This is a genomic window from Bradyrhizobium cosmicum (assembly GCF_007290395.2).
In the GTDB taxonomy this organism is placed as follows: Bacteria; Pseudomonadota; Alphaproteobacteria; order Rhizobiales; family Xanthobacteraceae; genus Bradyrhizobium; species Bradyrhizobium cosmicum.
This window is the reverse complement of record NZ_CP041656.2, coordinates 4,321,179-4,337,283: the sequence shown is the minus strand read 5'-3', so window position 1 is coordinate 4,337,283 and position 16,105 is coordinate 4,321,179. Positions and strand designations below refer to the sequence as shown.

Sequence of the window (16,105 nt, the reverse complement as noted above, 5' to 3'; positions counted from 1 at the left end):
GGTTCAGCCGGTGGTCTGGTTGGTCATGCGGTCATAGACGCGGAACAGCGCCTGGTTGCCATTGTTGCCTTCGCCGCGTGCGCGCGCGTCCACATATTGGCTGGTGACGAGCGCCGTGCCCGGCAGCGGCACGCTCAGCGCCTGGGCGTGTTCCTGCACCAGGCGGAGGTCCTTGAGCTGCAGATCGATCCGGAAGCCGGCGGAGACGTCGCCCGCGATCATCGCGGGGCCGAGCTTGTCGAGCATCCAGGAGGCAGCGGAGCCGCCGAGCAGCACCCGGCGCAGCAGATTGAGATCGAGGCCCGAAGCGCGGCCAAGCGCGAGCGCCTCGCAGATGGCCTGGATGTTGATGCCGCAGATCAGCTGGTTGCAGAGCTTCACCGTTTGCCCCGCGCCGGACGCGCCGACATGCGTGATGGTCGTGCCCATAGCGCGGAAGAACGGCTCGGCCTGCGCGAAGGCGCTCGCATCGCCGCCGGCCATGATCGAGAGTGCGGCGTTCTTGGCGCCCACCGGGCCACCCGAGACCGGCGCGTCGATGAAGCTAACGCCGATTTTTTGCAGATCGCCATGGATGCGGCGGACCGCGACCGGCGAGATCGTGCTCATGTCGACAATGAGCTTGCCGGGTGGGGGCGACTTCAGCAGTCCGTGCTCGCCGTAAACGGTCGCTTCGACATGGGGCGTGTCGGGTAGCATGGTGATGACGATGTCGGCGCCTTGCGCAGCATCGGCCGGGCTCTTGGCGCGGGTCGCGCCGTCCTTGACGATATCCGTTACGGCGGCCTCGTTGAGATCGAATGCGTGCACCGCGTGCCCGGCCTTCAGAAGGTTACGCACCATCTCCAGGCCCATCGTGCCGATGCCGATGAAGCCGACGCTGCCCTTGTCGTTCCGTCCCATGTCACTCGTCCGTTTCTTGGTTAGTCCGCGATCAGCGCGAGGCGCTGGTCTTGTCGATGTCGCCGACGACGGCGCGCCTGCGGTATTCGTTGCCGATGGCAAAATGCTTGCGCAGCGTCGCGTCGGCGCGTTCGGGGTCGCGCGCGATGATCGCGTCGAAGATGCGCCGGTGGTCGTCGATGAGGTACGTCTTCATCGATGGGAAGGCCTGTACCAAGTCGCGGCGGCTGCGATGCGAGTGCGTCAGCAGACCCGCCAGCGAGCCGTGCAAGACCGTCAACGTCTCCGAATGCGAGGCCACGACGATGGCGCGATGAAATTCGAAGTCGGCCATGCCGCCGGCATCGGCCTCGTCGATGGTGTCCCCGATCTTCGCCAGTGCGCGCTGCAGCCGTTCGAAATCGGCAATGTTGGCGCGCTCGCAGGCGAGGCGGATCGCCTGGCATTCGATCGCGACGCGCGCCTGCATGACGTCATCGAGCATGTCCGCCTGCTGGGCGAGGGCGAAGGTGAAGAAGTCGTTCAGCACCGAGACGTCCGGTCTCGTCACCACGGTACCGATGCGGTCGCGGATCTCGACGATGCCGAGCACGGTGAGGGCGCGAAGCGCCTCGCGGACGATCGGCCGGCTGACGCCGAGGAGGGTTGCCAGCTCGCGCTCGGAGATCAGGCGGTCGCCCGGCTTCAGCGAGCCTGCAAGCAGGCGCTCGCGCAGGAAGGCGAACACCTTCTCGAACCCTTTTTCTCCCTCAGCGGCTCGCTTGAGCTCCATCCCGGTCTCTTTTGGTCTGATCGTGGTCTGACCAGTAGGATAACCAGAGCCGGCGCGTCAAGGGCCTTGGTTAACGGCCGATGTCGCAGGCGAGCCCAATCCGACCGGTTCCCCGGCCGGATCTTTCAAATTTGAAGGGTATTGATCGGAGCGCCCGTCAGAATGTGAGCTTTGCGATGCCCGATCACCCTTCCTTCTCCGCGCTCGACCGCCACGCGGTGCTCTGCGGTTCCGACAACGGCTTTCCCTGGTACGCCGGTGTGATGCTCGCGGTCGAAGCCAGCGAAGTGGTGCGGCTGCGCTGCGAGAAGCTCAGCCATGGCGGCGAGGCGGCCGGACAGGAAGCCGCGCTGATGGTCAGTGAGAAGGTCGCAGCAGCTTTCGAGGCGGCCGCGAGCCTGCTTGCCGGGGCAACGCCGGGGACAATCGTCCGGCGTTATCGCGAGCATGTGGCCGCGAACGCCAGGCGGCTGTCCGGGAACGAGGCTTCGTGACCGGGTTGCGCTGCTGACAGCATATTGCCAGCAGCGGCGAGCCCTGCGCATCAACGTTGCTTCAGCACCACCCATGCCGGCGCGTGATCGCTGGCGCCATCCTCGCCGCGAACCTTCTTGTCGACTCCGGCTTTCGCCAGCCGTGAGACGAGGGCAGGGCTGAGCAGGAGGTGGTCGAGCCGCAGGCCCGCATCACGCGGCCAGCGGTTCCGCTTGTAGTCCCAGAACGTGTAGATGTGTTTCTCCGGATTCAGCTCGCGGATCGCATCGCACCAGCCTTGTTCGACGAGCGACGCGAACGCTGCGCGGCTCTTGGGCTGGATCAGGGCATCCTTGTCCCATGAGCGGGTCGGATAGATGTCGATCGTATCAGGCGCGACGTTGTAGTCGCCGGCGAGCACCACAGGCAGATCCTGCTTGATGAAGGTCTTGGCGTGGCGCCTGAGGCGCGCGAACCAGTCGAGCTTGTAGTCGAATTTCGGACCTGGCTGCGGATTGCCGTTTGGCAGATAGAGGCTGGTGACGATGACGCCGCGCACCGCGGCCTCGATGTAGCGCGCCTCGTGATCGTCAGGCTTCCCGGGCAGGCGATCGCGAGTCAGCACAGGCTCGGCATTGCGGGCGAGGATGGCGACGCCGTTCCAGGTCTTCTGTCCACACCAGACCGCACCATAGCCGGCCTTTTCGAGCGCGGCCGCCGGAAATTCGCCATCACTTGCCTTCAATTCCTGAAGCGCGACGACATCGGGCTTTGCCGCGCGCATCCATGCCAACAGATTGGGCAGGCGGCGATTGATGTTGTTGATGTTGAATGTCGCAATCTTCATGTAGAGCTGACGCTTCTGCTTTCCTTCACCGGAGATACAATGTCCAAGTTGAACCTTGCTGCTTTCGTCGTCGTTGTCGCGATCTCCGGAGCGGCTTCGGCACAGTCGTCCGATCCGCGCGGTGCATGCAAGGCGGACTATGACAAATTCTGCGCCGGCATCGTGCCGGGCGGCGGCAAGATCATCGCCTGCCTCAACGCCAAGCGCGACCAGCTCAGCGAGTCCTGCAAGACGGCGCTCGACGGCCGGAAGAAGAAGTAAGCGTTCCCTCTCGTGCCCTGGCCGCGTGCAGCGCGAGACGGGACTAGGAAGGCGACACGGTACACTGTTGAGAGATGGGCCCCGGCTCTGCAGTGCACCGCTGAAGGAGCGCTGCGCTGCGTCCGGGGCACACGCGTCTCCGTCAGGACGGCAGCGGCGGCGGGTTCGCGGGTTGCTCGATCGGCGGCGGGGCGGGGGGCTGCTCGGCGGCTTGCGCGGCTGCCGGCTTTGCCAAGGGCTCCGCCACGTTGCCGCCCTTGTAGACGCGGGCGTAGCGGTGGCCGAGGCTGGTCAGCACCTCGTAGCCGATGGTGCCGAAATGATGCGCGAGCTCGTCGACGGTGATGCCTTCGCCAATCAGCGTCACCAAATGGCCGCGCCGCGCCGCATTGGGCGGCAGGTCGGTGATGTCGATCGCGATCAGATCCATGGACACGCGGCCCGCCACCGGACAGCGCTTGCCCGCGACGATCACCTCGGCGCCGCGGGTGCCGTCATTGGAGCTGGCGGCGCGGAAATATCCGTCGGCATAGCCGACCGCGATGATCGCGAGCTTCGTTGGCCTGCGTGCGGTCCAGGTGCCGCCATAGCCGACGGTCTCGCCGCGCTCGACGTTGCGGATCTGCACGATGCGCGCCTTGAGGTCCACGACCGGCTGCATCGGGTTGTCAGCCTCCGGCGTCGGATTGACGCCGTAGAGCGCCGCGCCGGGCCGCACCAGGTCGAACTGGAACGGGGCGCCGAGGAAAATGCCTGACGAATTGGCAAGCGCTGCCGGCACGCCGGAGAATTCGCTGGCGATGCCGCGGAAGGTCGCGAGCTGCTTTGCGTTGACGGGATTGTTGAGCTGTTCGGCCGAAACCAGATGGCTCATGACCAGCGTGATGCCGTGGTCGCCGGCATTGATGCGGGGAATGATCGCCTGCGCCTCGGCAAGCGTCAGCCCCAGCCGGTTCATGCCTGTGTCGATGTGGATGGCAGCGCCCCCGGTCCAGCCGGTGCGGCGGCAGAACACGTCCCATTCGGCGAGTTCGTTGAGATCGCCGATCACCGGCCGGCAGTTGATGCTGGCGTAGTGCTCGCCGGTGTTCTGGAAATAGCCTCCGAGCACATAGATCGCGGCTTCCGGCACGGCCCCGCGGACCTTGCGCGCTTCCTCGATGGTGGCGACGAAGAAGGTCTTGCAGCCGGCCTTGCTCAGGGCCCGCGAGACCTGCTCGGCGCCACAGCCATAGGCGTCGGCCTTGATCACCGCCGAGCATTCGGCCGGTACCGCCGTCTTCTCGAGCTTGCGCCAGTTGGCGATGATGGCGTCGAGATCGACTGTGAGTACGCCGCCATAGGGTGCGAGCGCGGCGGCCTGATTGGCCTCCACGGAGAGGAGGCCGGATTGCGGGATCATTTTCGGGTCGGACGCCATTGTCATGGCGCCGTTTTACGCAAGAGGCAGGCTTGGTTCAAGGAACTCAGTAGTCGTTGCCGCTACGATCCGGCAATTGAGCGTCAGACGCGAGGTCGCCGAACCGCGTGACCGAGGCTTCGAAGGCCAGATCGACGGTGCCGGTCGGGCCGTGGCGCTGCTTGCCGATGATGACTTCGGCCTTTCCGTGCGCAAGACTCATGTCAAGCTGCCACTTCTCGTGTTCAGGCGTGCCCGGGCGCGGCTCCTTCATGGCGAGGTAGTATTCCTCGCGGTAAACGAACAGCACGACGTCGGCGTCCTGCTCGATCGAGCCCGATTCACGCAAGTCGGAGAGCTGCGGCCGCTTGTCGTCGCGCGATTCGACCTGACGCGAGAGCTGCGACAGCGCGATCACGGGGACGTTGAGCTCCTTGGCCAGCGCTTTCAGGCTGGTCGTAATCTCCGTGATTTCCTGGACGCGGTTGTCGCTCCGCTTGCCCGAGCCCGACAACAGCTGGATGTAGTCGATCACGAGCAGATCGAGACCTTTCTGCCGCTTCAGCCGGCGCGCGCGCGCCATCAGCTGCGCGATCGACAGGCCGCCGGTCGCGTCGACATAGAAAGGCAGCGATTGCAGCTCGATCGAAACCTGGCGGATCTTCTCGAAATCGCCTTCCGTGATGCCGCCACGGCGGATGTGGGAGGAGGGAATGCCGGTGCGCTCGGCCACGATACGCGTGGCGAGCTGGTCGGCCGACATTTCGCAGGAGAAGAAGCCGATCACGCCGCCATTGGCGGCCTTCGTGGTGCCATCCGCCTGGATCTCGGGAACATAGGCTTGCGCGACGTTGTAGGCGATGTTCGTCGCCAGCGACGTCTTGCCCATGCCGGGACGTCCCGCCACGATGATGAGATCGGAGTGCTGCAGGCCGCCCATCTTGGTGTCGAGGTCGCGCATACCCGTCGAGATGCCCGACAGCTTACCGTCGCGCTGGAACGCCTTTGCGGCGAGATCGACCGCGACCGCCAACGCCTGCGAGAATTTCTGGAAGCCGCCGTCATAGCGGCCGGATTCGGCGAGCTCGTACAGCCGGCGCTCGGCGTCCTCGATCTGTGCCCGCGGCGCGAAGTCGACCGGCGCGTCATAGGCGACATTGACCATGTCCTCGCCGATGCCGATCAGGTCGCGACGCAGCGCCAGATCGTAGACGGTGCGGCCGTAGTCCTGGGCGTTGATGATGGTGGTCGCTTCGGCCGCGAGCCGCGCCAGATACTGCCCGATGGTCATGCCGCCGACATCGGTGTCGGCGGGGAGGAACGTCTTCAACGTGACGGGCGTGGCGATCTTGCCCATCCGGATCAGGCTGCCGGCGGTCTCGTAGATTGTCTGATGCAGCGGCTCGAAATAATGCTTCGGCTCCAGGAAGTCGGAGACGCGGTAGAAGGCATCGTTGTTGACCAGGATCGCGCCCAGAAGGCTCTGTTCCGCCTCGATATTATGCGGCGCGCTCCGGTAGGCGGGAGTTCCCGGCTCGGGCGCGAGTTTGAGGACGTTCGAATCAGTGAGGGCCATGGTCGAGCGATAGCAATTTTCTGGGGCGGATGCGGGGCCGGGATAAAGCGCCGACTGACGCGGAAGCGGAAGTGAAAGCTGGCCGCTATCAACCGATCATTAAAATGGTGGATGATTGGCAGCCGCAGCGCGCACCACGCTTGACGGATTTTCACGGAACTCGCGCGCGGCCCGCAAGGCGCCGCGACCGCGCTGCGGAAAAATCCGGATGTCATGAACCTGGTGGATGGGCGCGCAGACGTATCGATAAGCGCGCGAAGTGCACGCTGGGAGCTCTCGGCTCGGATTCAGACCAGCAGGAGGTAGACCAGCGCGACAAGGGCCGCTCCGACGCCGGTGGCGATCAGGGCGTAATCGGTGCGGAGGTCGTCCTGCACGTCGAATGAGGTTTGGGTCTGCTTGCTCATGGCGACGGTCTAAGCCAGGCCCGACAAGACTTGTGTGAAACAGATCACATCTCCCCGGATTCTTTCGGGGGTACGGTCGGAACAGGTGGGTCGGCAGGGCATTATTCCCAATGGCCCGCCACCGTGGAGACGAGGCAAGCAATGCGGCCAGAACGGCAGCAGCAGATCTGGCGAAGCGAGGCAGGCAGCCGGCTTTGGCTGTCCGGGCTGATCGCTGCCATGCAATATGCCGAGCAGCCCGAAATCCGCCGAGAGCCGATAGGCACCGAAACGCTTGCACAGTTGCGCGCTCACCTGGCCCTGCCGGCGTCGTTCCCGCTGTCCACCCTCCGTCACTAGGTCTTCATTCACCTTCCCGCGTCGGCTCGGAGCCGCCACTGAACGCGCGCAACCGGGCGGCTGCGGCACCGTGGCTTTGCGACGTTGTGCCGCTTTCCGGCGAGGCTGCGCCGCCGGGCAAGGCTTGCTTGGTTCAAGCGAGCCGCCGCGCTATTGCACTGTGATCACAGCCGATATTCCAAAACTGCTTAATCACATCCTTGCGCATGGAGGCTGCTTCCATTCGCGGCTCAATCCGCTAAAAGGTGACCGCCGCCGCGCGGATGCCGGCTGCATTCGCGGAAATTCAATGGAGATGATGGGAATGTCGAGCCGAGCGCTCAGCCTCGCGACGGTAGTGCTTCTGATCGGCTTCGGCGCGACCGACTCCGTTCTTGCGCAGGCGACGAACCTCGAGGCCGGCAAGGCCCCATCCCAGCTCTTCGCGCAGACCTGCAACGCCTGCCACAAGAGCCCGAGGGGACTCCTGAAGACAGTGGCGCCAGGGTCGCTGCCGGGCTTCCTGCGTCAGCATTACACCACCAGTTCCGACATGGCCGGCGTGCTGGCCTCCTACCTCGTCTCCAACGGCGCCACCGACACCCGGTACCAGGCCAAGGACGGCAACAAGGACGGCAAGGACAAGAAGGACGGCGCCAAGGAAGCCAATACCAATCCCGCACAGGCGCCTGAGCATCAAGGTCGCCGCCAGCGCTCGCAGGACGCCGCCAAGCCGGAAGGCGAGGGCGCAGTTCCGGCCGCCGAAGGCGCGCGCCAGAAGCGCGTTGCACGGCCGGCCGAGGAGGGATCGAAGGACGGCGCGAAGCCCGAGGCCGCGCCCGAAGGCCGCAAGGCCAAGCGCCGCGGCAAGCCCGGGACCGAGGAGGCACCGAAGGTCGACGCCGCCGCGCCGGCCACGGAGGACAAGAAGAGCGAGCCGAAGGCGGAGTCCGAGCCGGAAACTAAGCCCGACACCGCGAAGGTCGAGCCCGAGAAGCCCGCTGAGCCCAAGCCTGATAGCGCCAAGGTCGAGCCGCGCGGCAGCGAAGCTCCCGCGCTGCGGCCCGATCCGGTCCCTCAGGTGACGCCCGCCGCGCCGGCCGCTGCCAAGCCCGCCGAGCCCAAGCCGGCGGAAGAGCCTGCTCCCAAGCCGGCCGCGTCTGTTGCGGCCCCCGAGCCGGCTGCGGCCAAGCCGCAGGAGCCGGCGCCGCCCGCGACCGCCGCAGCCCCGCCGCCGGCGGAGTCGTCGGGACCACCCGCGCCGCCGATTTCGCGCTAAGCCAAATTCCCATTCTCCATTTGCGAAGGCCGCTCATCGCGGCCTTCGCATCGTCTTGACGCAAATTGGAGTATTACTCTAGAGTAGAACTCTAGGAGGCGTCGATGACGGCGAGCGTGCGTGAGGACCTGTTGGCGGCCGGGCTTGTCGTGTTCGACCGCGTCGGCTTCGAGGCCGCGACGGTGGCTGCGATCCGCACCAGGGCGCGCGCCTCCAACGGTAGCTTCTTTCATGTCTTCGGATCGAAGAAGGAGCTCGCGGGGGCGCTCTTCCTGGAGGTGCTCAGGCACTATCACGCCGCGGTGCTGGCTGCGCTCGATCCAGTGCCTGATGCCGGGCAGGGCATCGATCGCCTGATCCGGGCGCATCTCGACTGGGTCGCCTCGAGCCGGCGCGAGGCGCGCTATCTTTTCGAGATATCGCGCAGCGAATGGGGCGAGGATGTGCGCGATGCTCAGCGCGCGCAGAATGCGCGGCTGGCCGAAGGCATCGAGCGCTGGCGCGCGCCGCTGGTTGCCGGCGGCGAGCTGCTGCCGATGACGCCGGTGATGTTCGTCAGCCAGTTGATCGGGCCGGCGCAGATCTTCTGCCGCGCGTTCCTCTCGGGGCGCGATCGCTCCGATCCCCGGGCCGAAGCGGACACGCTGATCGCCTGCGCCATCCGCGCGCTGGTCCCGCCCGAGCGCATTACGAAACGATGAGAGGTATCATGCAAGACGAAGCAGATCCCGAATTCGCCGCCGTTGCCGAGCGCATCCACGTCAATGTCGGGCGGCAGGGTTTCATGAATTTGGTTGGCGCCGAGCTCTCGGACCTCGCGCGCGGCAAATGCACGATCGCGGTCGATCGCCGGCCGGAGCTGCTCCAGCAGCATGGCTTCTTCCACGGCGGCGTCACCGCCTTCCTGGTCGACAACGCCACGACGATCGCAGCGGCCACCTCGCGCGGCCAGCCGGCGCTGACGGCGGAGTACAAGCTCAATCTGTGGTCGCCGGCGATCGGCGAGAAACTGATCTGCCGGGCTAGGGTGATCAAGCCGGGCCGCCAGGTCTCCGTGGTCGCCGCCGACGTGTTCTGCGTCAGCGACGGCGTCGAGAAGCATACCGCAACGGCGCTCGCCTCGATCTCGATGTTGAGCGAGGATGTCGCCACAAAAACGAAAAGCCCAGCCGCTTAGCGCGGCCGGGCTTCGCTTCGCGCATGAACGCGAGGTTTACTTCTCGGTCTCTTCCGCAGCCGGGGCCGGCTCGTCGTCCTGCTGGGCTTCCGGATCGAAGAACTCGCCAGCGGCGGCGATTGCCTCGGCGGCTGCATCGCGGTCCTCGTTGCGGGTCGAGATGTCCTCGCCGCGGTTGATGCGCTCGGCCTCGTCCTGGCTGCGCGCAACCGTGACGCTGATCTGGACTTCGACCTCGGGGTGGATGGCAACAGTGATGGAGCGCTTGCCGATGGTCTTGATCGGTGCGTCGAGCTGGACCTGCGGGCGGGACAGCGAAATGCCGTCAGCTTCGAACGCGACGACGATGTCACGCACGTTGACCGATCCGAACAGCTGGCCGGCTTCCGAGGCCTGACGGATCACGATGATGTTCTTGCCCTCGATCTTCTCGGCGACCTTGGACGCCTCGCCCTTGGACTGAAGGTTGCGGGCCTCGAGGTCGGCCTTCATGCCTTCGTACTTGGCCTTGTTGTCGGCGGTGGCACGCAGCGCCTTGCCGCGCTTGAGCAGGAAATTGCGGGCATAACCGTCGCGGACCTTCACGACTTCGCCCATCTGGCCAAGCTTGCTCACGCGTTCCAGCAAAATGACTTCCATATTCGTTCTCCTTTGAAGTGTTGAGTGTTGAAGTGGTGAGTGTGGATTTTCGAACTTGAACTCAAGCGGTTGGCAGCGGCGGCGGCTGCCGGCTGCGCAGGAAGCGCTCGCGGAAGCCGAACACGGCGTCCGCCATGCCGAGGATCACCATCGCGATCACCGGCCATCCGAACACCACGACGACGGCGTAGGTCGAGCCGAGCCAGAAGGTGCGGCTCTTCAGTGCCAGCGTCAGCGTATGCAGAACGGCAAAGCCGGTGAACGCATAGCCCATCATCAGCGCCGCCGCGGTGATCTGCGCGGCGATCGCGAGCAGCCCGCCGGTAAAGCAGAAGGCGAGCGCGACGCAGAGCCCGACCAGCGTCATCGGCGGCAGCTCCGCCGTCTTCATGTCTGGCCAGGGACGCCGCAGCCGGCCCGACGTCGCCGTGATCTTGGCGCTGAGCCAGAGATTGAGCGTGAGCGTCATCATCGCGACGATCGTGGCGGCGGCCGGGGCGATGCGCACCATCGCGTCGACGAACTGGCTGGCTTCGCCTGATGTCTGCGGATCGGTGCTGCGGAGGAGGCGCATCAAACCGCGCCGCAGCGTGCCGGTGATGGTCTCGGCGTCGGTGCCGAGCGTGAGCAGTGCGGCGATCGTGGTCAGCGTGGCGAAGCCTGCGATCCACAGCAGGATGCGGCCGACCGGATACCATTCGAGCTCGGGTTCCGCCGGCGGCGCGGTGGCGGTGGCCGGCGTGGCAGGTCCCGTCGGACGGCTGAGCAGCACGAGATGGCCGAGCCACCAGGCCGGCAGTGCGACGGTGACGGCAAAGGCGATGCAGTAGGGCAGGCCGAACAGGGCGCCGAGGCTGACCGCGGCCGCGATGCCGCCGGCGCTGGCGCAAAGCGGCCCCCAGCCGATCGCGGCGACCATCAGCGGCAGCGGGGCGAGATAGAACAGGACGAGCGAGATCAGCGCGCCCGAAACGATCGAGGCGAACATCAGGGCCGACGCAGCGCCGGCGATCAGGGCTATCAGTCCAAAAGCCATCATCAGCTGTCCCGCTCCCTTCGAGCGGTTAGAGGCGTGTTGCCCCAACCATCGGCGACCGGACGACCCGGAAGCCTTATGAGATCAAAGCACGATCCGGAAAAGTGTGTAGCGGTTTTCCCGAAAAGATCATGCTCAAACGACAACCCAAAATGCGATGAATCATCATCGCGTTTTGGTGTGCGGCCGGCGGCGATGTCGCCGCCGGCCGGATTGGTCTTAGCGAATGACGTAGGGCAGCAGGCCCAGGAACCGCGCGCGCTTGATGGCGCGGGCGAGCTCACGCTGCTTCTTCGCGGACACCGCGGTGATGCGGCTCGGCACGATCTTGCCGCGCTCGGAGACGTAACGCATCAGCAGCTTGGAGTCCTTGTAGTCGATCTTCGGAGCATTCGCGCCCGTGAACGGGCAGCTCTTGCGACGACGGAAAAACGGACGGCGTGCACCAGCTTCAGCCATTGATCTTACTCCGTATCCGTCGTGGTGGTTTCAGCTTCGTCGCGCGGGCGGCGTGGGCCGCGATCGCCGCGGAAGCCGCCGCCGTCGCGATCACCGCCACGGAAACCGCCCTCGCGGTCGCCACGGAAGCCACCGCCTTCGCGATCACCACGGAAGCCGCCGCCGCGGTCGTCACGCTCGCGGTCGCGATCAGCCTTGCGCATCATCGCGGACGGGCCTTCTTCGAGTTCTTCGACGCGGACGCTGAGATAGCGGATCACGTCTTCGCTGATCCGCTCCTGGCGCTCGATCTCGGCGATCGCCGCGGACGGCGCGTCGATGTTGAGCAGCACGAAGTGCGCCTTGCGGTTCTTGTTCATGCGGTAGGTGAGGGAGCGAACGCCCCAATTCTCGGTCTTGGTGACCTTGCCGCCGAGACCCTCGACGATGCCGGTCATCTGCGCAGTCAGCTCTTCGACCTGCTGCGTGCTCGCGTCTTGGCGCGCGAGAAAAACATGCTCATAGAGAGCCATGGAAGTCCTTTCCTCATGTTGGCGCATCGCCCGGCGTCAAGCCCTTAAGAGGCCTTCGGAAAGGACTCTGGGATTAAGCTCAGAAGGCGGAAACACGGGACGACGGGCCGACTGGCCCTGCCACACCAAAATCACGAATGATTTGCTGAGACCGTCCGTTCAGCTCCCGGCCGGGGTCTGCGGATGCGCGCCTTATACGGATTTTGGCCGGCTTTGCAAGGTTGCAGGCCGGCTGTTCGGTCCAGATCGCCCTTGGCGGCCGCGCCAGTCCTGTCCTCCAATACCACACGGGCTTGATTTTTTTGTTTGTACGTCATACAAATAAACCAACGGGAGGATTTGATGGCTAAAAGGCCGGTCCATGAACCGCTTGAGGCGGCTGGCGACCCCAAGCATTTCGCGCGGGCTACGCGCTCCGCCGGCCGCAAGATGCGGTCGCTGCTGCTGGACGCGGCGAGCCCGCTGTTCCGGGAGCGCGGGCTGTCCGGGACCGCGATCACCGATATCGCGGCCGCCGTGGACGCGTTTCCGAGCCAGATCACCTATTACTTTCGCACCAAGGAGGCGCTGTTCGTCGAATGCGCTTGCCGCGAATTGCTGTATCTGGCGCGGGCGACCGAACAGGCGGCGCTGACAGCGCATACGCCGCGGGACTACACGCGCGCGTTGGCCGAGACCGTGACGGCGAGCGATTCGGTCGCCTTCTTCGCCGAGGCGCTGGCGCTGACGCGGCGGCGCCAGGATCTCGCGCCGCTGGTCGAGCGCACCATCGAGCGCCTGCACAGCGAGGGCGCGCGGGCCTATGCGGGCCAGGTCGCGCGCCGCGGCTGGCGCTCCCTGCGCGCGCCCGACGAAAGCTCGCGACGGTTCTGGGCCGTCGCCATCGGAATCATTCTCGAAGGCTATGCCATGGGCCGTTCGCCCGAGGCGCTCTGTGTCGAGATGCTGCGCGTGCTGGGCGAGCAGGCGAAGACGGCCGGCGACATTGCGCGCCTGCGTCTCGTCGACGAGCGCGGCGCATCAGGCAATTCGAATGAGGAGGGGTGAGCCATGACCGCGCTTCGCATGCGTGCCCGCGACTTCCTGACCGACGGCCAGCTCGCCGACGTTCGCCAGCGCGTGACCTGGAAGGGCGTTGCGCTGATCGCGCATGCCTGGGCGCTGATCATAGGTGCAATCGCTTTGGTCGCGTGGTGGCCCAATCCGCTGACCTATGTTTTCGCCGTCGCCGTCATCGGTTCGCGCCAGCTCGGACTTGCGATCCTGATGCATGACGGCGCGCATGGCTGCTTGTCCGCTGACGAGAAGACCAATCTGGCGCTGAGCCAGTGGTTTTGCGCTTATCCGGTTTTCGCCGAGACCCGTGCCTATCGGCGCTATCATTTGCAGCATCATGCGCGCACCCAGCAGGAAGACGATCCTGATCTCGTGCTGTCGGCGCCGTTTCCGATCACGAAGCTGAGCTACCGCCGCAAGTTCATCCGCGACATCACCGGGCAGACCGGCTACCTGCAGCGCAAGGCGCAACTGCTCAACGCGCTTGGGCCGAAGGACTGGCCGTGGCGCCAGCGCGCGGCGCATTTCCGGGAGAAGCTCGGTCCGCAATGTCTCGTCAACGCCGCGATGTTCGCAGCACTTGCGGCGGCCGGCGTGTGGTGGGCCTATCCGCTGCTATGGCTGGTGCCGCTCCTGACCTGGATGATGGTCATCACCCGCATCCGCAACATCGCCGAGCATGCTGTCGTCCCTGATAGCAGCGATCCCCTGCGCAACACCCGCACCACGCATGCCAATGTTCTCGAGCGTCTGTTCATCGCGCCGTACTACGTGAACTATCACCTCGAGCATCACCTGCTGTTCTACGTGCCCTGCTACAATCTGCCCAAGGTCCATCGCCTGCTCAGCGAGAGCCGGCATGCGGGGCGCATGGAGGTGCAGCCGGGCTACGCGGCGGTCCTGCGGCTTGCGACGACGAAGCCGAATCGCGACGACCGGCCAGGGCAATTGGTCAGCAGCGTGCGCCGTGCGCAGTCCGGGGCGGCGGTCGATGCCAACCAGGCCAATGGTGGATTTTGAGGGGCCGCATCCCCAGTTGAATGGGGGGCGAAGCTCCTATCTTGGCTTGACATTCCGGCCCCGGACAGTGTCTACGGCCCCCTTTGGAGCATGATCCGGAACCATGGCCTAAGGCCGTGCGTCATCGGTTGCCGGTTTCTCGCAGGGATCACGCCCGACAAGCAGGGAGCGCCGATGACGGCAGCATTCACATTTCCAGGGCAGGGGTCCCAGGCGGTCGGCATGGGCAAGGCCCTGGCCGACGCGTTTCCGGCGGCGCGCGCCGTATTCGACGAGGTCGATGCCGCGCTCGGCGAGAAGCTTACCGCCATCATCTGGGATGGTCCGGCCGAAACCCTCCAACTCACTGAAAACGCCCAGCCGGCGCTGATGGCCGTGTCCGTCGCCACGCTGCGCGTTCTCGAGGCCGAAGCGGGTTTTTCCGTCGGGCGGGACGCGGCCTTCGTTGCCGGTCACTCGCTCGGTGAATATTCGGCGCTGGCCGCTGCCGGCAGCCTGACGATTTCAGATACCGCGCGGCTGCTTCGCACCCGCGGTCTCGCAATGCAGAAGGCCGTCCCGGTTGGCGCGGGCGCGATGGCCGCCTTGCTCGGCCTCGACTACGAGACCGCCATCGCGGTCGCCAGCGAGGCGGCGCAGGGCCAGGTCTGCCAGGCCGCCAACGACAATGGCGGCGGGCAGGTGGTCGTCTCCGGCGACAAGGCCGCGGTCGATCGCGCCGTCGAGATCGCCAAGACCAGAGGCGCCAAGCGCGCGATGCTGCTGCCGGTGTCCGCGCCGTTCCATTGCAAGCTGATGCAGCCCGCCGCCGATGCCATGGCGGAGGCGCTGGCGAAGGTCACGATCAAGCCGCCGGCCGCACCCCTGGTATCGAACGTGCTGGCGAGCGCGATCACCGATCCCGACGAGATCCGCCGCCGTCTGGTCGAGCAGGTCACCGGCACGGTGCGCTGGCGCGAGTCGGTTGCTTATATGGCGGGGCAGGGCGTCAACCGCTTCTTCGAGATCGGTGCCGGCAAGGTGCTGACCGGCCTCGTCAAGCGCATTGCGGACGGCGCCGTCGGCGTTGCGGTCGGCGGTCCGAATGACATTGCCGGCGCCAAGGATGCATTGGCCGCTGCGAAGCAGGTCTAGAGGAGTCTTCGAATGTTCGATCTGACTGGCAAGAAGGCGCTCGTCACCGGCGCGACTGGCGGCATCGGCGGCGCGATCGCGAAGGCGCTGCACGCGCAGGGCGCCACGGTCGCGATCTCAGGGACGCGCAAGGAGGTGCTGGACGAGCTTGCGGGCAAGCTCGGCGAGCGCACCCACGTGCTGCCCTGCAATCTCTCCAAGGCCGACGAGGTCGAGGCGCTAGTGCCTGCTGCGGAAGCTGCGATGGGCCAGGTCGACATTCTCGTCGCCAACGCCGGCATCACCCGCGACAATCTCTTCGTGCAGCTTCGCGACGAGGACTGGGACGAGGTCATCAACGTCAACCTGACCTCGACGTTCCGCCTGGCGCGCGCCGCCACCAAATTGATGATGCGCAAGCGCTTCGGCCGCATCATCGCCATCACTTCGGTGGTCGGCGTCACCGGTAATCCCGGCCAGGGCAATTACACCGCGTCGAAGGCCGGTCTGATCGGCATGATCAAGACGCTCGGTGCTGAATATGCCAAGCGCGGCGTGACTGCGAACTGCATTGCACCCGGCTTCATCAAGACGCCGATGACCGATGCGCTCAACGACAAGCAGCGCGAAACGATTCTGAGCAAAGTTCCGGCCGCCCGCCTGGGCACGCCGGAGGACATCGCGGCAGCCGCCGTTTACCTCAGTTCGAACGAAGCAGCCTACGTCACGGGGCAAACCATTCACGTCAACGGCGGCATGGCCATGATCTGACGTTCGTTCCGCAGACCGCCCGCGAGGGCGGTGCGGGATGCGGCAAACGGCCGTTTCCGGAGCGAAATGAGGCGTGTAGTCAAGGC

General features: G+C 65.7%; 19 protein-coding genes. 10 read left to right on the top strand and 9 right to left on the bottom strand.

The window, feature by feature from the left end; translation table 11 throughout:
- Positions 1-3: 3 nt before the first annotated feature.
- Both FNV92_RS20940 and FNV92_RS20935 read right to left on the bottom strand, forming a co-directional pair.
- A complete protein-coding gene (locus FNV92_RS20940) occupies positions 4-903 on the bottom strand; it encodes an NAD(P)-dependent oxidoreductase (protein WP_143844748.1) in 900 nt (299 codons plus the stop codon).
- Positions 904-934: 31 nt separating this feature from the next.
- On the bottom strand, positions 935-1,675 hold the full coding sequence (locus FNV92_RS20935) for a FadR/GntR family transcriptional regulator (protein ID WP_143844749.1): 741 nt from the start codon (positions 1,673-1,675) through the stop codon (positions 935-937).
- Positions 1,676-1,851: 176 nt separating this feature from the next.
- On the opposite strand from FNV92_RS20935, the gene FNV92_RS20930 reads away from it, so the two are divergent.
- Positions 1,852-2,169: a hypothetical protein gene (locus FNV92_RS20930; protein ID WP_143844750.1), complete on the top strand. Its 318-nt coding sequence runs from the start codon at positions 1,852-1,854 to the stop codon at positions 2,167-2,169.
- Between the two features lie 50 nt (positions 2,170-2,219).
- Here FNV92_RS20930 and FNV92_RS20925 read toward each other — a convergent pair whose 3' ends face one another.
- Positions 2,220-2,996: an exodeoxyribonuclease III gene (locus tag FNV92_RS20925; RefSeq protein ID WP_143844751.1), complete on the bottom strand. Its 777-nt coding sequence runs from the start codon at positions 2,994-2,996 to the stop codon at positions 2,220-2,222.
- A gap of 39 nt (positions 2,997-3,035) precedes the next feature.
- On the opposite strand from FNV92_RS20925, the gene FNV92_RS20920 reads away from it, so the two are divergent.
- The gene (locus FNV92_RS20920) at positions 3,036-3,257 is read left to right on the top strand and encodes a cysteine rich repeat-containing protein (protein WP_015686667.1); all 222 of its coding nucleotides are present in this window, start codon (positions 3,036-3,038) and stop codon (positions 3,255-3,257) included.
- Positions 3,258-3,399: 142 nt separating this feature from the next.
- Here FNV92_RS20920 and alr read toward each other — a convergent pair whose 3' ends face one another.
- Positions 3,400-4,677, bottom strand: coding sequence for an alanine racemase (alr, locus tag FNV92_RS20915; RefSeq protein WP_168213820.1), 1,278 nt, complete (start codon positions 4,675-4,677; stop codon positions 3,400-3,402).
- Positions 4,678-4,723: 46 nt separating this feature from the next.
- Positions 4,724-6,232, bottom strand: a complete 1,509-nt coding sequence (locus tag FNV92_RS20910; RefSeq protein ID WP_143844753.1) for a replicative DNA helicase — start codon at positions 6,230-6,232, stop codon at positions 4,724-4,726.
- Positions 6,233-6,780: 548 nt separating this feature from the next.
- On the opposite strand from FNV92_RS20910, the gene FNV92_RS20905 reads away from it, so the two are divergent.
- The 4 genes from FNV92_RS20905 (at position 6,781) to FNV92_RS20890 (ending at position 9,413) form a co-directional block, all read left to right on the top strand.
- Positions 6,781-6,978 (top strand): transcriptional regulator, encoded by a 198-nt coding sequence (locus FNV92_RS20905; protein ID WP_143844754.1) that lies wholly within the window; start codon positions 6,781-6,783, stop codon positions 6,976-6,978.
- A gap of 304 nt (positions 6,979-7,282) precedes the next feature.
- Complete coding sequence (locus tag FNV92_RS20900; RefSeq protein ID WP_168213619.1) at positions 7,283-8,236, top strand: hypothetical protein; 954 nt, start codon at positions 7,283-7,285, stop codon at positions 8,234-8,236.
- Positions 8,237-8,340: 104 nt separating this feature from the next.
- The gene (locus tag FNV92_RS20895) at positions 8,341-8,937 is read left to right on the top strand and encodes a TetR/AcrR family transcriptional regulator (protein WP_143844755.1); all 597 of its coding nucleotides are present in this window, start codon (positions 8,341-8,343) and stop codon (positions 8,935-8,937) included.
- Positions 8,938-8,945: 8 nt separating this feature from the next.
- A complete protein-coding gene (locus FNV92_RS20890; protein WP_143844756.1) occupies positions 8,946-9,413 on the top strand; it encodes a PaaI family thioesterase in 468 nt (155 codons plus the stop codon).
- 36 nt (positions 9,414-9,449) lie between these two features.
- On the opposite strand, the gene rplI is transcribed toward FNV92_RS20890, so the two are convergent.
- The 4 genes from rplI to rpsF form a co-directional block, all read right to left on the bottom strand.
- On the bottom strand, positions 9,450-10,052 hold the full coding sequence (gene rplI / locus FNV92_RS20885) for a 50S ribosomal protein L9 (RefSeq protein ID WP_015686659.1): 603 nt from the start codon (positions 10,050-10,052) through the stop codon (positions 9,450-9,452).
- Positions 10,053-10,113: 61 nt separating this feature from the next.
- The gene (locus FNV92_RS20880) at positions 10,114-11,091 is read right to left on the bottom strand and encodes a DUF2232 domain-containing protein (protein ID WP_015686658.1); all 978 of its coding nucleotides are present in this window, start codon (positions 11,089-11,091) and stop codon (positions 10,114-10,116) included.
- A gap of 216 nt (positions 11,092-11,307) precedes the next feature.
- Positions 11,308-11,547 (bottom strand): 30S ribosomal protein S18, encoded by a 240-nt coding sequence (gene rpsR, locus FNV92_RS20875; RefSeq protein WP_007592020.1) that lies wholly within the window; start codon positions 11,545-11,547, stop codon positions 11,308-11,310.
- Positions 11,548-11,552: 5 nt separating this feature from the next.
- On the bottom strand, positions 11,553-12,059 hold the full coding sequence (gene rpsF / locus FNV92_RS20870) for a 30S ribosomal protein S6 (protein WP_143844757.1): 507 nt from the start codon (positions 12,057-12,059) through the stop codon (positions 11,553-11,555).
- Positions 12,060-12,401: 342 nt separating this feature from the next.
- On the opposite strand from rpsF, the gene FNV92_RS20865 reads away from it, so the two are divergent.
- The 4 genes from FNV92_RS20865 (at position 12,402) to fabG (ending at position 16,019) form a co-directional block, all read left to right on the top strand.
- Positions 12,402-13,106 carry a TetR/AcrR family transcriptional regulator C-terminal domain-containing protein gene (locus FNV92_RS20865; protein ID WP_143844758.1) on the top strand — a complete coding sequence of 235 codons (705 nt, stop codon included), beginning with the start codon at positions 12,402-12,404 and terminating at the stop codon, positions 13,104-13,106.
- A gap of 3 nt (positions 13,107-13,109) precedes the next feature.
- Positions 13,110-14,135 carry a fatty acid desaturase family protein gene (locus FNV92_RS20860; protein WP_143844759.1) on the top strand — a complete coding sequence of 342 codons (1,026 nt, stop codon included), beginning with the start codon at positions 13,110-13,112 and terminating at the stop codon, positions 14,133-14,135.
- Between the two features lie 174 nt (positions 14,136-14,309).
- Positions 14,310-15,269: an ACP S-malonyltransferase gene (gene fabD / locus FNV92_RS20855; RefSeq protein ID WP_143844760.1), complete on the top strand. Its 960-nt coding sequence runs from the start codon at positions 14,310-14,312 to the stop codon at positions 15,267-15,269.
- Positions 15,270-15,281: 12 nt separating this feature from the next.
- Complete coding sequence (gene fabG / locus FNV92_RS20850; protein WP_143844761.1) at positions 15,282-16,019, top strand: 3-oxoacyl-[acyl-carrier-protein] reductase; 738 nt, start codon at positions 15,282-15,284, stop codon at positions 16,017-16,019.
- Positions 16,020-16,105: the final 86 nt, after the last annotated feature.

Coding starts and splice junctions, on each gene's coding strand:
- FNV92_RS20940 (WP_143844748.1), bottom strand. CDS start 903: ATGGGACGGAACGACAAGGGCAGCGTCGGCTTCATCGGCATCGGCACG.
- FNV92_RS20935 (WP_143844749.1), bottom strand. CDS start 1,675: ATGGAGCTCAAGCGAGCCGCTGAGGGAGAAAAAGGGTTCGAGAAGGTG.
- FNV92_RS20930 (WP_143844750.1), top strand. CDS start 1,852: ATGCCCGATCACCCTTCCTTCTCCGCGCTCGACCGCCACGCGGTGCTC.
- FNV92_RS20925 (WP_143844751.1), bottom strand. CDS start 2,996: ATGAAGATTGCGACATTCAACATCAACAACATCAATCGCCGCCTGCCC.
- FNV92_RS20920 (WP_015686667.1), top strand. CDS start 3,036: ATGTCCAAGTTGAACCTTGCTGCTTTCGTCGTCGTTGTCGCGATCTCC.
- alr (WP_168213820.1), bottom strand. CDS start 4,677: ATGGCGTCCGACCCGAAAATGATCCCGCAATCCGGCCTCCTCTCCGTG.
- FNV92_RS20910 (WP_143844753.1), bottom strand. CDS start 6,232: ATGGCCCTCACTGATTCGAACGTCCTCAAACTCGCGCCCGAGCCGGGA.
- FNV92_RS20905 (WP_143844754.1), top strand. CDS start 6,781: ATGCGGCCAGAACGGCAGCAGCAGATCTGGCGAAGCGAGGCAGGCAGC.
- FNV92_RS20900 (WP_168213619.1), top strand. CDS start 7,283: ATGTCGAGCCGAGCGCTCAGCCTCGCGACGGTAGTGCTTCTGATCGGC.
- FNV92_RS20895 (WP_143844755.1), top strand. CDS start 8,341: ATGACGGCGAGCGTGCGTGAGGACCTGTTGGCGGCCGGGCTTGTCGTG.
- FNV92_RS20890 (WP_143844756.1), top strand. CDS start 8,946: ATGCAAGACGAAGCAGATCCCGAATTCGCCGCCGTTGCCGAGCGCATC.
- rplI (WP_015686659.1), bottom strand. CDS start 10,052: ATGGAAGTCATTTTGCTGGAACGCGTGAGCAAGCTTGGCCAGATGGGC.
- FNV92_RS20880 (WP_015686658.1), bottom strand. CDS start 11,091: ATGATGGCTTTTGGACTGATAGCCCTGATCGCCGGCGCTGCGTCGGCC.
- rpsR (WP_007592020.1), bottom strand. CDS start 11,547: ATGGCTGAAGCTGGTGCACGCCGTCCGTTTTTCCGTCGTCGCAAGAGC.
- rpsF (WP_143844757.1), bottom strand. CDS start 12,059: ATGGCTCTCTATGAGCATGTTTTTCTCGCGCGCCAAGACGCGAGCACG.
- FNV92_RS20865 (WP_143844758.1), top strand. CDS start 12,402: ATGGCTAAAAGGCCGGTCCATGAACCGCTTGAGGCGGCTGGCGACCCC.
- FNV92_RS20860 (WP_143844759.1), top strand. CDS start 13,110: ATGACCGCGCTTCGCATGCGTGCCCGCGACTTCCTGACCGACGGCCAG.
- fabD (WP_143844760.1), top strand. CDS start 14,310: ATGACGGCAGCATTCACATTTCCAGGGCAGGGGTCCCAGGCGGTCGGC.
- fabG (WP_143844761.1), top strand. CDS start 15,282: ATGTTCGATCTGACTGGCAAGAAGGCGCTCGTCACCGGCGCGACTGGC.